Genomic DNA, 13,766 nt, shown 5'->3' with positions numbered 1-13,766 from the left:
CAAAGGCCGCCTGGCTTCGTTGCTCCTCAGTCGAAGATCCAGGGAGGATATTCTCCTTCGTTGCGCCTCGCCATCCGGCCTTTGGCGCGAAAACAGGACCCCGCGGAATTTTCGGACACGCTCTGAGCGGGAGCGCCGACATCCTTGTCGGCCAATTCCCGCTATCTTTCGGCAACCCGACACGCCGGCGGGGACGCCGGGGCTCCCAGAGGAGCCAGACTTCGACCCGTTCCCAGCCGAAGGGGTCGTAACGCAGTTCGACGAGCCGCCCGCGCAAGTGGACCGGCACTTCCCACACGTGGCCTTCCAGACCGATGGTGGCGTCCAGGCGCACGCGGCGTTGGGCGCGGGTCAGGAACAAGCGCAGCCAATCGGTCTGCAGATCAGCCAGGCGCAAGGCCACGGCGCGCTCGGTGAAGCGTTGGGCCGGAGATTGGCCGTCCGGTCCGCGGTGGGCGCGTTGATGGTATTCGGACTCCAGTTCACAGCCTCGAGGAACTCAATCGACGGCTCTGGCGCTGGATCGAGCCGCGCCTCAAAGTCTTCCTGGAGGGTGCGAAACAATCTTTCCTGTTTTCCCTTGGTCTGGGAACCTTGCACACGGCCCAGAACCGATCGCCGGTAGGGCGAGTCCGTCCCGGCGAGCCGCGCCACGTGCTTGGAATACGTGTGGACCGGCTCGCTGGGGACAGGCTCGCCCTACCCGGCTGCTTCATGGGAAGCTTTCTTGGCCTCAGAACCATGCACTCGTCCCTCGAACCGAAAACCGTGCGGACCGCAGCCTTCAGGCTGCTTCCGCGCACTCTCCGGACTCCAGCGTTGAAGCGGCCTAAAGGCCACGGTCCGGAGGAGCGCTTCATGGGAAGGGATCATGACCTCGATCCTCTCACGAATTCTTCTGACGGAACCTGCGCCCTCGCCGGCGCGCTCGCTGCGTCTTGAGCCGTCAGCGCCAGGAAGATCCTCTCCAGCGCTCCCGACGCCCCGCTTTGCCGGCGCAGTTCCTCGCGCGTGCCCAGCGCAATCAACCGGCCCTGGTGCATGATCCCGATCCGGTCGGCCATTTCTTCCGCCACGCTGAGCTGATGTGTCGAAACGAAAACCGTCATGCCTGCAAGCGACCGCGCCTTGAGCACGTCCTTCACCACGCGCGCATGTTGCGGGTCCAGTCCGACCATGGGTTCGTCAATGACGAACACTTCGGGATCGTGCAACAAGGCCGACACAATCGCGACGCGCTGGCGCGTGCCGTGAGAGAGTCCTTCGATCGGCTTCGCCAGATAAGGTTCCAGGTTGAACCGCGCCACCAGTTCCCTCGCCGCCGTCTGGATGCGCGTTTCGGTCATTTGGAAAAGCTGGCCGGTGAAGCGGAGAAATTCCCAGGGCGTGAGTTTCTCGTACAAGAACGGAAAATCCGGCACGTAGGCCAGACGTTGGCGCGCTTCCAGCGGTTTGGCCTGCACGTCGAAACCGGCGACGCGCACCGTCCCCGATGTCGGCTTCATCAGGCCCGCGATCATTTTGATCGTCGTGGTTTTGCCGGCTGCGTTCGGACCGAGGAGCGCGAAGAACTCCCCGCGCCGAACCGCGAGCTGCACGCCATTCACGGCGGTGAGTTCTCCAAATCGTTTGACCAGATCAATCAGCTCAACCATGCGGTCTTAGTTTGGTCAGAGCGTGTTTTGAAATGGGTGGAACGGGCTGCCAGCCCGTTTTCGGCGGCAACTTGCCGCCGAACATTGCGGCAGGCTGGCAGCCTGCCGCAACAGGCCAGTGGCCTGTTCCACCCAAAAGGCATTTTCAAAACGCGTTCCTACAAATTGATTAGGGCGTCGTTCACCAGCACCGCGCCGCCCGGGAGTTCGACGCGCAGGATTTCGCCGACCCGGCTGACGACCACGACCGCCTGATAGCGATCGAACAACCGCGCTTGCAGACGATACACTCGGGTCTTGGAGCTGCCGATTTGCAGCCAATCCTTCCGGGCCGTCCACCGCAATCCCAGCGCGACGTCTTTGAGGTTGATGAAAGAACTCCACGCGCCTCCCAAATCCTCCGGCCAGGACAAGCCGAACTCGCGGCCTAGCGCCGTGGCGTCTGCCAAATCCGCGTAGGGCCAGCGCCGTTCCCATTTCGCCTGGCCGTCCGTGAACGTGACGTGGAGGTCTTCCGACGCGGCGGACCCTTTGATTTCCAGAGTTCGTGGCCGGGCCGAGATCCGAACGGTGAAATCTTTCCAGCGGTGGGCAGCCGTGAAACCGGCGTGAAACTCAAATCGAAATCGGCCACCGGGTTCCAGGCGGATCAAGTTGCCTTCGACGTCGATGGTGTAGCCGGTGAGGCGCTCGACCATTCCTTCCGGCTGCGATTCTTCCGTGGCTACTTTGCCCGTGGCCAATTCTTCGCCAATGTTGGCGCGCCAGCGGCAATAGCCCACCTTTTGTTGCCCGATTGAGATTTCCAAAGCCGAATCATCGGGCGCGGTGAGAATTCTTTTCCAGACCAACTCGACCGGCACCGCGCTGCTCAGTTCATCTTGCCCGCGAAATTCAGAACGCCAGAGGAGTGCGTTCATGACGAGCCAGAAGAGCAGAATGAGCGCGAAAGCGATCCGGTTGAGCATGCGCGTGCAGGATTCCGCTCAGGGAACGGTGATCGTTTGCCCCGCCCGGAGCCTTCGCGGTTCCACGCTTGGATTCGCCGCCAGCAGTTTGGGCAGAGGCAGTCCATATTCTCGCGCAATCGCAGCGAAAGTCTCCCCGCGTTTCACCACGTGGGTTTTCGTGGTCGCAGCCGGCCGCGCTTGAATCGGCGGCGTGGCCGCCGGCAGCACGCGCTCCGGAGGCGTTGGAGAGCGGTTGATCGCGTTGCCGACGGGATTGGCCGGGGGAGAATTTGCCGCCTGGACCGTCCGATTGCTCGCAAGCGACGTTTCCTGAGCCAGCCGGTTTTTCCAGAGCTGGATTTCTTCCCGCAACGCGGCGTTTTCGGTGGTGAGTTGAGTCAGTTGCGAATGGACCTGCTGGTTCACGAGCGAGAAGGCGACGCTCTTGGCGAGATCGACTTTGCACGAGGCGATGCGCTGGCGCACGCTTTCCGCCATGTTGGACTTGGGCCGCAGCTTGAGGTGTTTCTGGTAATGGTAAATCGACGTGGCGTAGTCGTTCATCCGCTGTTCGTACAGCAAACCCAACTCGAAATGAGCGGAAGCGGAGTGCGGATTCGTTTCCAGCGCTTTCTCGAACGCTTCAATGGCGCCCGTGTAATCCATGCTATTGACGCGGCTTTTGCCGGCCAGGTAGTGCGGGTTTTTCTCCTCGCCCTCGTGCACTCCGGAAATTGGAGAGCAACTGCTGAAACCCAGCAGAACTGCCAGGAACACGGAAGCCAGCCGCAGAACCCGGCGTCCAAAGGCTTCGGGCTTCGGGATTCGGATTTGGTGCGTCGGGTTTCGCTGAAATCGGCAAGCTGCCGACAAATTTGTCATGTCGCGAAGCTAAACTAAGCGCCGAGCGGGTGCAATGCGTGAGCGGCAGGAGTGCGCAGGGACGTGGCCCGATACGGTCACTAAAAACCGGTAGGGCAGACCTGCCGGTCTGCCGATCTTCGTCGCCGCCAGCCACTCCACGTGAATCTTCTCGAAATTTCAGGGGCATTGCTGCCCTGTAACCGCTCCGCAAACGCCGGTGGGGCGAGGACGAGCGAGACTCCCGCCGAGCCGTGCGTCGATGGCGATTGGCGCGGCGGGAGTCCTCGCCCCACCGGCGTTCACTGCGGGGATATGCTGCCTTTCGGTTTGCCTTCACAGCAACTTGCGATACGATAACCTTAGACTGGATGGCGAGCCTTGGGGCTGCCCTCCGCAGCGTTAAGCGAAGCTATAAAGCACGCGTTCAGAACTGTGTTCCGCTCAAGACGCAACAAAGAAGAACACCGGTACTATCTCCTCCCAGGCATGGGGCGCTCCAATCGGCGGCGCCACGCCCAGTTCGTCCGGTGGGCCATCGCCGTCGGGTTGATCGTCTCCGCCCTGTTCAGTCTGTTCCTTTACTTCTTGAACCGGCCAAGTCTCTGAACGCGGATCGTGAACATTCCCAAGGAGGACCGGTCTAACCCGATCAGAACTGCCGACCCATGTTTTTCCTGTCTTTGGTTGAACGAGTTGGATCGGTTGAATGCGAACAAGGCAGCCCATTGCCAAACGCCCTCTTCAAATGATCGTTCACCGTCGTCGCCGCGATTGCCAGGCGGCAGGCGATCTGTTTGTCGGCCCATCCCCAACGCCGCTCCCCGCCGCATCTCCAGGTCAATCAAGATGAAATCCGATCGACCAAGGCGCGCGTCCGCCATGGCGGCCTCCGCTGCCGAATAGGTTGAAACACGGAGCCCGGCGTGACGGCAAGCCGCCGAATGCAAAAGCGTTCGCTTCAGCGCGGCATCGTCGTTGACCACGGCAACGGTGAATGGCGTTGTCACTGGTTAACCTCAAAACGGCGGTTGGCTAGCCACAGAGAGCGCGGCGCGGCGAAGCCACAACCAAGGAATTGACCGCGGATTACACGGATGCTGTCCGGCTCCTGATCCGTGCAATCCGTGAAATCCGCGGTCAAGAATTTCGTCGCCGTTCGAGAGCAATTTTGACGATGTGCAGTGCGAGCTGAACGATTAGCCCAATCCACCCACAGGGCGAATCGGTCCTGCACGATAGAAGCCTGCTTTGTGTTCTTTGTGCTCTCTATGGTTGAACTGCTTTTTCCAGGGCGCACCTGAAAACCGGAGTTGAACCGCGAAGGAACGCGAAGGAACGCGAAGAGAGAGCGGCTTGTTGATGAGTCTGTGGGATCGACTCCGCGGCCAAGTCGCAACGGAGGATGCGCCGCAAAAAGGCACAAAAGGCGCAAAAAGATACTCCCCCCTTTTGTGCCTTTTCGCGCCTCTTCGCGGCTGAGAAATTTCGCGGAAGTGCGGGGGCCGGGTCTCCTGAGCAGGCGATGCCAATCGTTCGAGGCGGGTCATCAAAGGCAAGCTGCCTTCTCGCTTATCGAGCTTCCGGTTCCTAGCGCGGCCGGGCGTCCCAGACCTTCACTGTTCCATCCAGGATGGCGGAGGCCAGCCGCGTCCCGTCCGCACTAAATGCCACGCTCACGATTGGAGCGGCATGCCCCTTCAGCGTGAGCGTCTCTTGACCGGTCGCGATATCCCACACCTTTACTGTTTGGTCCCAGCTTGCTGAAGCTAACCGTCTTCCGTCTGCGCTGAACGCCACGCTCCAGACCTCAGCGGAATGTCCTTTCAGAGTCAGCGTCTCCCGACCGGTCGCCGCGTCCCAAACCTTTATCGTCCCATCATGGCTTGCCGACGCTAGGCGTTTCCCATCGGGACTGAACGCTACGCTTATAACGTAGCCGGTGTGTCCCTTCAATGTAAGCATCTCCTGCCCCGTCGCGACGTCCCACAACTTCACCATCTGATCCCCGCTGGCCGATGCTAGCCGTTTGCTGTCTGGGCTGAACGCCACGCTTCCCACCCCGCTGCTGTGCCCTTTCAGCGTGAGTGCCGCCTGGCCGGTGGTGATGTCCCATACGCTCACTGTCTGATCGCCGCTGGCAGACGCCAACCGTCTCCCATCGGAACTAAACGCCACGCTCCCCACGCCCCGGCTTTGCACTTTCAGTGTGAGCAACAACTCTCCGTTGATGGCATCCCACACTTTCACGTCCCCTGCCTTTCCCAGCTCGCCGTTCACCGTCGCCAATCGTTTCGCGTCCGGGCTAAATGCCACGCCCAAGGCGCCGGCGCCGAGCCATTTCAGCGTGAGCATCTGCTGACCAGTTGTAGCATCCCACAGTTTGACGGTTTGATCAGAGCTTGCCGACGCCAGTCGCTTGCCGTCCGGACTGAACACGACTCCGTTGACTCCTTTGTCGTGTCCTTCCAATGTGAGCGCTTCGTCACCGGTTAGAGAGTCCCATATTTTCACCGTTTTGTCCCCGCTGGCTGACGCCAGCCGTTTCCCGTCCGAGCTAAACGCCACGCCATAGACCCCCTTGGTGTGCCCTTTCAATGTGAGCAAGGCTCTCTGGCGGAGATGATCCAAATAAAACCATTCAAAGCCGCGCAGGTCGAGTTGACCCGGCCCGGGCCGGTGTTGGTCCAGGAGCTCAGCGACGCGACTAACTCTGGCATCGTCCCAGGCCGACTTGGCCAGGTTCATGTTGGCGGTATAGAGGAGGCGCTGGCTGCGATCGCGTTCGGTTTCAGCAATGCGGCGCAGTTCCTTCTCCCGTTCCTTGGCGGTCATCTCGTTCAGCCTGGCCTCTTCGGCGGCGGTGAAGAGCGATTTGTTCTTGATCGCCTGAGCGGCAGAGACGCAGGCACTCACTGTTAGCAGTAGCAGGAAGCAGGCGGTGGTGGCCAAGGCTGCCCTGTGCCGGCGGGCGAACTTTTGAAAGACGTAACCAAGGCTCGGCTTCCGGGCGGTCACGGGCTCGTTGTCGAGATAACGCTGGATGTCCCTGGCAAATTCGTTGGCGGTCTCGTAGCGGCGGTTGCGATCCTTTTCCATCGCTTTGAGGACGATCCAGTCCAGATCGCCGCGCACCAACCGGCTAAGCTTGGCCGGGTCCACGTTCCGGCTTCGGGCCACGGTCGTGCGTTCCGGGGCCGCGAGGGTGCTGATCCGGTTCGAGTGGCGCAGCGGCTCCACTTCTCGGATTTGGCGGCGGATTTCCTCGTAGTCAGCCTTCGCAATTTCGCGGGCATCCATCGGCGTCCGGCCGGTGAGGAGTTCGTAGAGCATCACGCCCAGACTGTAGATGTCGCTGCGCGTGTCGATGTCCGCGCTGTCCGTCCCGGCTTGCTCCGGACTCATGTAGGCCGGGGTGCCCATGAACTGGTGAAAACCGGGTGAACACGGTCTTGTCCGTGAGATCGTGCTGCATGGCTTTGGCAATGCCAAAGTCGATGATCTTGGGCACGGGCCGGCCATCGACGTAGCTCACCAGCACATTCGAGGGTTTGAGATCGCGATGCACCAGGCCCTTCTGATGGGCGTGTTGGACGGCTCGGCAAACCGAGATGAACAGCTCCAGCCGCTGGACCGTGGAAAGCCGCTCTTCGTCGCAAAACTTCGTGATCGGACGCCCTTTAACGAGTTCCATCACGAAGTAAGGGCGACCGGCGCTGAAACGCGGAGTGCCGAGTGCGGAGTGCGGAGTTCCCTCACCCTCCCCTCTCCCATCGGATGGGAGAGGGTGGTCGAAGACCGGGTGAGGGCTCTTGGTGCAACCGCCGTCTAACACGCGGGCGATGTTGGGATGATCCATCATCGCCAGGGCCTGCCGCTCGGCCTCGAAGCGGGCCACGACTTGTTTGGTGTCCATCCCCAGCTTGATAATTTTGAGGGCCACGCGGCGGCGCACCGGCTCCTTCTGCTCGGCCATATAGACCACCCCGAAGCCGCCTTCCCCGATCTGCTCGAGGATTTTGAATTTCCCGATCTGTGTGCCGGGGCCTTCGGAAAGAGGCGATTCGTCGGCGGCCCTGGTCGGAAGAAAGTCACCGGCTTGTTCGTGCGCCCGCAGTAGCCGGTCCACTTTGGATCGCAGTTCGCCATCCTGACCGCAGGCTCGTTCGACGAAGGCCGCCCGCGGTTCACCGGCCTCGTGTTCAAGGGCCTGATGGAAGATCGCCTCAGCGTCGGAGAGTTTCATAAAAGTCCTATTTGATGTTCCAACCTACAACACGTCATCGGCGCAAAAAAGGACCGGCTGGCGGCAAATTTTATGGGAGCCGATCGCCAACGGCGTAGCAGGCGACGTAAGGAGGCTGCTACTATGGGTCTTTGCATAAGTTTCTGCATACAATTGCGAATCGCCCCTCACCCTTGATCCCTCTCCCCACGCTATTCACCAGCTTCGCATTCGGCAGCGCGGGGGAGGGCAGGGAGAGAATTCGCCCAAGCAATACTTCGCGCACGGAAACTCTGAAGTGATTTTTGGACCACGGATTTCGCGGATTTCACTGATGGGGAAGCCGCTTTATCCGTGTGATCTGTGTAATCCGTGGTTGAATCAGGTTCCTGAGGAGGGGTGCACGTACTTTTGCCACGCTCCATACGACTCGACGCGGGCGTCAGGACTTCAGCTCGTCGTAAAGCCAGGCCCGTGCAAAGGTCCAATGCCGCTTCGCCGTCGTGGGGGAAATGCCGAGGATCTCTGCGGCCTCAGGGATTCCCAGGCCGACGAAGAACCGCAGTTTGACCAGTTCGGCCTTGAGCGCATCCTCGGCGGCGAGTTTTTCCAAGGCCTCATGCACGCGCAACAGTTCCTCGGGTTCCGTCTCGAGAGCGATGTCGATCTCATCGAGGCTCAACCGCTCTTGCGGGCCGCCGCGTTTCAGCCGCTGTTTGCGGCGGGCCTGGTCCACCAGAATCCGGCGCATGGCCTCGGAAGCGGCGGCGAAGAAATGACGGCGGTTTTCCCAACGATAATTTTCTTTGGAGATTCGGAGCCAGGCTTCATGCACCAACGCGGTGGCCTGCAATGTGTGCCCGGCGGGTTGCAGGGACATCTTTGAAACCGCCAAACGGCGCAATTCTTCATAAACCATCGGCAGGAGTTCATCGGCGGCTTTCGGATCGCCTTGCTCGGCGGCATTCAACAGTCGGGTCACGTCGCTCACGGCGGAGTGGTAAGTTCAATCGGCGCTCTCCGTTGGATGCATCACCTTCAGGCCAGGTCGCGCGTAATCTCCGACATTCCGCGTGGCAATGGTCAAATTGTGTCGGCGCGCCGTGGCCGCTATGAAACTGTCTGGCATCGGCATTAAACAACCTTTCTTGCTGAACTCGGCTTCCTGCCGGCCCCAGACAGTTGCGACGGTGCTGTTGAAATTCAAAATCCTTCCTTCCATCGCTTCGATGAGACGGTTGAGCCAGGCTTGCAAGGCCCGCTTTCTCGCCCCCTCCGCGAGCAGCGAAATGCCGGCCTGGAGTTCTCCGATGACGTGGCTGCTGGTGTAGATGTCCGCGGAGTTTTCCTCCAGCCATTTCAGCACCTTCACATCCGGCCGCGGCTTGGTGCGCTCGCTGAGCAGGTCGGTGTCCACCAGCCAGCTCATGTTTTGCGGCGGTAAAACTGCCGGCGGCGCGGCGGCACTTCGAACGAGTGCGGGCACTCCATGTAAACACTGAACCAGTCGCCACGATTCTTGACCTTGCGCAGCGTCACTACCTGCGTCTCCGGTTGGTCCTCAACGACAAAATGGTCACCGGCGCGCAACCCACATCGTTCGCGCACCGGTTGCGGAATGACAATTTGGCCTCGACTGGAAAGTGTCGCTGTCACGCGGTAAGTATTGCTTACTCGCGCTCGCCGTCAAGTCGTCAGTCGCACGTCATGCTTTTCACCAGCGGAGCGATGGTTTCAGGACGACGGTTTCGAAGTAGAAGACGCCTAATTTACCCAGCGAAAGCGGTGATTTCACTGCCGCTGCATCACCGCAATCCAAGACGCTGGCGCGGGGTTCGCACGCGCCGCGAAGCTTCACCCAGAGTAGCTCGTTCCTCGCAACCCTGGGCTGGAGGACGCAATCCCCTTGGGATTGGCGAATCGCCGTCCCAGATTCGTGTAAGGTGCAGCGACGGAGTCTAGACCCAGTCGCGCTCCGCAACTCGAAGTTAAGACACTACCCAAAGCGGGGCACGTTTTGACTTTTGGCGACCGTTCTTCTAGCGTCCTCGGCCAATGAGAATTGTTCGCCACACGGACGCAGACTTCGCTCATCAAGTGCGCCGGCTCACCGCCCCGTCCAGTTTGTTCGATCCGCTCATCGAACATCGAACCCGGCGGATCATCGACGCCGTCCAGACGCGCGGCGACCAGGCCCTGCTTGAATTCACGGAGCGCTTCGACGGCGCAAAGCTGCGCGCCGAGCAACTGCCAGTCACGACCGCGGAACTGATGAGTGCGTCGCTCAAAGCGGACGAGGCTCTGCGGCAAGCCGTGCACGCGGCGCGGAAGAACATCGAATCCTTTAGCCGCCGATCCTTGCGAAAGAACTGGTCTGTGCGCAATGGGCATGGCGGCAGGGTGGGAGAAAAGTTCGATCCCTTCCAACGGGTCGGCATCTACATCCCCGGAGGGACTGCGCCGCTGGCTTCGACCGCCCTCATGACGATCACGCTCGCGAAAGTCGCCGGTTGCCCGGAGATCGTGGTGTGCACGCCGGCCGACAAAACCGGCGCCCTCAATCCGGCGCTGCTGTTCGCCTTGAACGCGGCAGGCGCCACAGAGACTTACCGCGTCGGCGGCGCGCAAGCGATTGCCGCCATGGCGTTCGGCACTGAAACGATTCGACGCGTGCAAAAAGTTTTCGGCCCCGGCAACGCTTACGTCGTCGCCGCCAAACGCCTGCTCTTCGGCCACGTCGCCATCGATCTGCTGCCTGGACCGAGCGAGATTCTGGTGCTGGCGGATGACACCGCGGACGCGCGTTACGTTGCGGCGGACCTGCTGGCGCAGGCCGAACATGGTTCGGGCCACGAGCGGGTCTGGCTGGTGACGCCTTCCGCGAGGTTGCTCAAGTCGGTTCAAAGCGAAATCGCCCGGCAGCTTCCACGATTGCCGCGGAAAGATTTTATTCGCCGCGCGCTGGAGAATTCGGGCTGCCTGATTCAGGTGAAGCAATGGAACGACGCCATCGCCCTGGCCAATCAACTCGCTCCCGAACATTGCGAAATCATGACCCGCAACGCCGCCGCCGTGGCGGAACAACTCAAAACGGCCGGCGCAATCTTCCTGGGCGCCAACTCGCCTACAGTGCTGGGCGATTACGTGGCCGGCCCAAGTCATGTCCTGCCGACCGGCGGCGCAGGCGCTTCATTCGCCGGATTGACGGTCGACCAGTTTCAACGCCGCACCAGCGTGGTGGAATACGCTCTGGGCGCTCTTCAGAAGGCCCTTCCCGTTGTAGAGAAATTTGCCGAAGTCGAAGGCCTGGCCGCGCATGCGCGGTCAGCCACGATCCGGATGGAACGCAGGCGGAGGAAGCAGTGATCAGTGGTGAGTAATCAGTGGTGAAACACCCAATTGAAGGGGCGATGAAGAATCCGCACTCCGCACTGCGCAATCCGCAATCCCTGGTTCGCCCCATCGTTCGAGTGCTGCATGCATATGTCCCGGGGGAGCAGCCGAAGATCCAAGGGCTGATCAAACTCAACACGAACGAGAATCCGTATCCGCCGTCTCCGAAAGTGCGCGCCGCCATTCAGGCGGCTGTGGACGGGCGATTGCGGCTCTACCCGAATCCCACGGCGCAAGAGTTGCGCGAGAAACTGGCGAAGCTTCACCGCTGTTCACCCGAGAATATCGTCGTGGGCAACGGTTCCGATGAATTGCTGGCCCTGGCCACGCGCACTTTCGTGGAGCCCGGGACTGATTCTCCACTCAAATCCGAGCGCGCCCGAAGCGTCATCCAGTTTTTTACGCCCAGTTACTCGCTTTATCCCGTACTGGCTGCCATCCACGGAGCGCATGCCAAGGCGGTGCCGTTGGGCGATCGCTTCGCTCTTCCTAGCGCGGCTGACTTGCGCCGTGGAAAGCGTTGGGATTTCCGGGCCGCGCTGACATTCATCACGACGCCCAACGCTCCGAGCGGGCGCGGCTACGCGACCGCCGAACTGGAAACGCTGTGTCGCGCGCAGCGCGGCATCGTCGTGCTTGATGAAGCGTACGTGGATTTCGCGAACGAGAACGCGCTCGAACTGGGGTTGCGTCTCCCCAACGTGCTTGTGGCCCGAACTTTTTCCAAAGCCTATTCGCTGTGCTTCCTGCGGGTGGGTTACTTCGTGGGCCATCCGGACTTGATCGAAGCGCTTGATAAGATCCGCGACAGTTACAACGTAAATGGCCTTGGCCAAATCGGCGCGCTGGCAACGCTTGGTGACCTGCCTTATTACCGCGGGAATTTCAGGAAAGTGATCGCGACTCGCGAGCGGCTCACGCGGGAACTGGGAGAACTCGGATTCGAGGTGTTCCCAAGCCAGACGAATTTCCTGCTGGCGCGGCCTCCGTGTTTTCCGGCGGAGCGATGGCTGGCGAAATTGCGCGCCAGGAAAATCCTCGTGCGCTGGTTCGGGTCGCCCGAAGTGAAGGCTTATTTGCGAATCAGCATTGGAACGGACCGAGAAGCCACCGCCTTCCTCAAAGCCGTGAGTGAGATCGTCCGCCGATGATGGCGGACGCGGCTTGACGCTGCGCGTTGACTCCCCGTGCGGTCTCTTGACTTGGACGGACCTTTTGCAATGATTGCCTGCGCAGTGTATGCCGAAGAAGAGTAGCGCCAGAAAACGACTTAGCCGCCAACAACGACAGAACCTGGACATTGAGATAGGATTTCTCGAAGGGGTCGTTCGCCGCGATCCTAATTATATCGAGGCGCTGCAAATCCTGGGAGACGATTATACGCGTCGCGGCCGGCTGACCGACGGCCTAAAGGTAGATGAAACGCTGGCCAGATTGCGCCCGGAGGATGCATTCGCGCAGTACAACCTGGCGTGCAGCTATTCGTTAACGCACCAGTGCGAGTTGGCGGCGGAAGCGCTGAATCGAGCGCTGCATCTGGGCTATCGGGACTTCAAATGGCTGGCTCAAGACCCGGACCTGGCCAACCTGCGCCAACACCCGCTTTACCGGAAACTGAGGACGAAAATTCGCACTCTGCAAATCAAGATTCGCTGAGGTCGGCAGGATTTTCCGATTGTGTCGCCGCGTTTGCTGAAAGGTTTGTGCCATTCTCCACTGGTGTCGCTGGAGGTCTGTTGCCTCATGAGAAGAGAATGACACCGCGACTTGAAACAAACTCTCAGAGTCCTCCGAGTCGCAATGCGAGATGGAATACAGACTTGCGCGGCTGCAAAACTTCACTACCTTTCAGGGCGCCTGGAAGGAAGGGCGGGGTAGCCAAGTGGTAAGGCAGGGCTCTGCAAAAGCCTTATGCGTCGGTTCGATTCCGACCCTCGCCTCCAAACTCAATTCCAATCAATAACATCAAGGGTTTGTGGCATTTCGACACTCTTCAAAACAGGCTAACTGCTAACGCCGACTGCTAACAAGTCCAACGAAAACCAAGGTCTTTCAAGCCTGTCAACGCAGTCAGCGCGCCGCTTCGTGGTAAAGCGACTTTTTGTTCTCACTTGCTTGGAGTGTCGGCGAACGCGCGTTAGATTGGAGCCATGCAAGACTCCGCATTGCTGACGGACAAAACCGAAGACCAAGCCAAACACCGCAGATTGCGTTGCGCCAGCCAGACGGATCACGACGTTGCCCTCATTGCGGGCGCGACACTACCGAATCCTCGCGTCCACGAACTTCGCCGACTGGCTGTCGCTGGGCGTTGTGACGAATAAGTTCGGCACAGTGCAATTCACTGACGAAACCGCGACAAATTCGGCGTTTCGCTTCTATCGGGCAGATTCGCCGTAAATCTGCGCAGCCGACGTTAGCGGAAAGCGCCACAGAGTGAGCCCTCGGCATCGTCCAGACTGCCGCAGGTTTAACGCGGACCAAGCATCAAAGTGTCGTCTCATTTGAGCCGCCCCCATGTGGACAACCCCGCGCCGGTGGATTATGGTTCAGCACATGGAAACTTTGATTGAAGCTGAACAACTCGCGGTTGAGAACATGACCGCGACCGCCGACACTCAGATGCAGCGAAACAGCAGCGACGGCAGGGCACGTCGCTTGGCAAACTTGCGACCGTTTCCG

At 60.2% G+C, this 13,766-nt stretch carries 12 protein-coding genes, 1 tRNA gene and 4 pseudogenes; 4 read left to right on the top strand and 13 right to left on the bottom strand.

Annotated elements, in window-relative coordinates; all coding sequences use genetic code 11:
• The 13 genes and pseudogenes from FJ398_18955 to FJ398_18895 form a co-directional block, all read right to left on the bottom strand.
• Positions 1-403: hypothetical protein (locus tag FJ398_18955; GenBank protein MBM3840001.1), on the bottom strand; the 403-nt coding region annotated here is incomplete at its 3' end.
• 466 nt (positions 404-869) lie between these two features.
• Positions 870-1,655: an ABC transporter ATP-binding protein gene (locus FJ398_18950; GenBank protein MBM3840000.1), complete on the bottom strand. Its 786-nt coding sequence runs from the start codon at positions 1,653-1,655 to the stop codon at positions 870-872.
• Positions 1,656-1,813: 158 nt separating this feature from the next.
• Positions 1,814-2,623, bottom strand: coding sequence for a hypothetical protein (locus tag FJ398_18945; protein ID MBM3839999.1), 810 nt, complete (start codon positions 2,621-2,623; stop codon positions 1,814-1,816).
• 18 nt (positions 2,624-2,641) lie between these two features.
• On the bottom strand, positions 2,642-3,487 hold the full coding sequence (locus tag FJ398_18940) for a LysM peptidoglycan-binding domain-containing protein (GenBank protein MBM3839998.1): 846 nt from the start codon (positions 3,485-3,487) through the stop codon (positions 2,642-2,644).
• A gap of 560 nt (positions 3,488-4,047) precedes the next feature.
• Positions 4,048-4,476 carry a hypothetical protein gene (locus tag FJ398_18935; GenBank protein ID MBM3839997.1) on the bottom strand — a complete coding sequence of 143 codons (429 nt, stop codon included), beginning with the start codon at positions 4,474-4,476 and terminating at the stop codon, positions 4,048-4,050.
• Between the two features lie 580 nt (positions 4,477-5,056).
• Positions 5,057-5,302, bottom strand: a complete 246-nt coding sequence (locus tag FJ398_18930) for a hypothetical protein (GenBank protein ID MBM3839996.1) — start codon at positions 5,300-5,302, stop codon at positions 5,057-5,059.
• A gap of 21 nt (positions 5,303-5,323) precedes the next feature.
• Positions 5,324-5,467 (bottom strand): annotated as a pseudogene (locus FJ398_18925) (WD40 repeat domain-containing protein).
• A gap of 108 nt (positions 5,468-5,575) precedes the next feature.
• Positions 5,576-5,821: pseudogene (locus tag FJ398_18920) on the bottom strand (serine/threonine protein kinase).
• A gap of 144 nt (positions 5,822-5,965) precedes the next feature.
• A pseudogene (locus FJ398_18915) lies at positions 5,966-6,301 on the bottom strand (hypothetical protein).
• A 123-nt stretch (positions 6,302-6,424) separates the two neighbouring features.
• Positions 6,425-7,712, bottom strand: a pseudogene (locus FJ398_18910) (serine/threonine protein kinase).
• A 421-nt stretch (positions 7,713-8,133) separates the two neighbouring features.
• The gene (locus FJ398_18905; protein ID MBM3839995.1) at positions 8,134-8,682 is read right to left on the bottom strand and encodes a sigma-70 family RNA polymerase sigma factor; all 549 of its coding nucleotides are present in this window, start codon (positions 8,680-8,682) and stop codon (positions 8,134-8,136) included.
• Between the two features lie 15 nt (positions 8,683-8,697).
• Positions 8,698-9,120, bottom strand: coding sequence for a type II toxin-antitoxin system VapC family toxin (locus FJ398_18900; GenBank protein MBM3839994.1), 423 nt, complete (start codon positions 9,118-9,120; stop codon positions 8,698-8,700).
• Entirely contained in the window at positions 9,117-9,347 is a 231-nt protein-coding gene (locus FJ398_18895) for an AbrB/MazE/SpoVT family DNA-binding domain-containing protein (protein ID MBM3839993.1), read from the bottom strand. The genes FJ398_18900 and FJ398_18895 overlap by 4 nt, the downstream gene beginning before the upstream one ends.
• A gap of 399 nt (positions 9,348-9,746) precedes the next feature.
• On the opposite strand from FJ398_18895, the gene hisD reads away from it, so the two are divergent.
• From hisD to FJ398_18875, 4 genes are all read left to right on the top strand, one after another.
• On the top strand, positions 9,747-11,057 hold the full coding sequence (gene hisD / locus FJ398_18890) for a histidinol dehydrogenase (GenBank protein ID MBM3839992.1): 1,311 nt from the start codon (positions 9,747-9,749) through the stop codon (positions 11,055-11,057).
• A gap of 44 nt (positions 11,058-11,101) precedes the next feature.
• On the top strand, positions 11,102-12,235 hold the full coding sequence (gene hisC / locus FJ398_18885) for a histidinol-phosphate transaminase (GenBank protein MBM3839991.1): 1,134 nt from the start codon (positions 11,102-11,104) through the stop codon (positions 12,233-12,235).
• Positions 12,236-12,323: 88 nt separating this feature from the next.
• Entirely contained in the window at positions 12,324-12,740 is a 417-nt protein-coding gene (locus FJ398_18880; GenBank protein ID MBM3839990.1) for a hypothetical protein, read from the top strand.
• Positions 12,741-12,952: 212 nt separating this feature from the next.
• Positions 12,953-13,027 (top strand) — tRNA-Cys (locus FJ398_18875).
• Positions 13,028-13,766 lie beyond the last annotated feature (739 nt).

The organism is Verrucomicrobiota bacterium, assembly GCA_016871535.1.
Classification (GTDB): Bacteria; Verrucomicrobiota; Verrucomicrobiia; order Limisphaerales; family SIBE01; genus VHCZ01.
Note: the sequence above shows the minus strand (reverse complement) of the source record. Positions and strands in the feature narration are given on the sequence as shown.

Bases quoted from the DNA above. Each gene is read 5' to 3' on its own strand.
- FJ398_18900 (MBM3839994.1), bottom strand. From the start codon at position 9,120: ATGAGCTGGCTGGTGGACACCGACCTGCTCAGCGAGCGCACCAAGCCG.
- hisD (MBM3839992.1), top strand. From the start codon at position 9,747: ATGAGAATTGTTCGCCACACGGACGCAGACTTCGCTCATCAAGTGCGC.
- FJ398_18945 (MBM3839999.1), bottom strand. From the start codon at position 2,623: ATGCTCAACCGGATCGCTTTCGCGCTCATTCTGCTCTTCTGGCTCGTC.
- FJ398_18940 (MBM3839998.1), bottom strand. From the start codon at position 3,487: ATGACAAATTTGTCGGCAGCTTGCCGATTTCAGCGAAACCCGACGCAC.
- FJ398_18880 (MBM3839990.1), top strand. From the start codon at position 12,324: ATGCCGAAGAAGAGTAGCGCCAGAAAACGACTTAGCCGCCAACAACGA.
- FJ398_18950 (MBM3840000.1), bottom strand. From the start codon at position 1,655: ATGGTTGAGCTGATTGATCTGGTCAAACGATTTGGAGAACTCACCGCC.
- hisC (MBM3839991.1), top strand. From the start codon at position 11,102: ATGAAGAATCCGCACTCCGCACTGCGCAATCCGCAATCCCTGGTTCGC.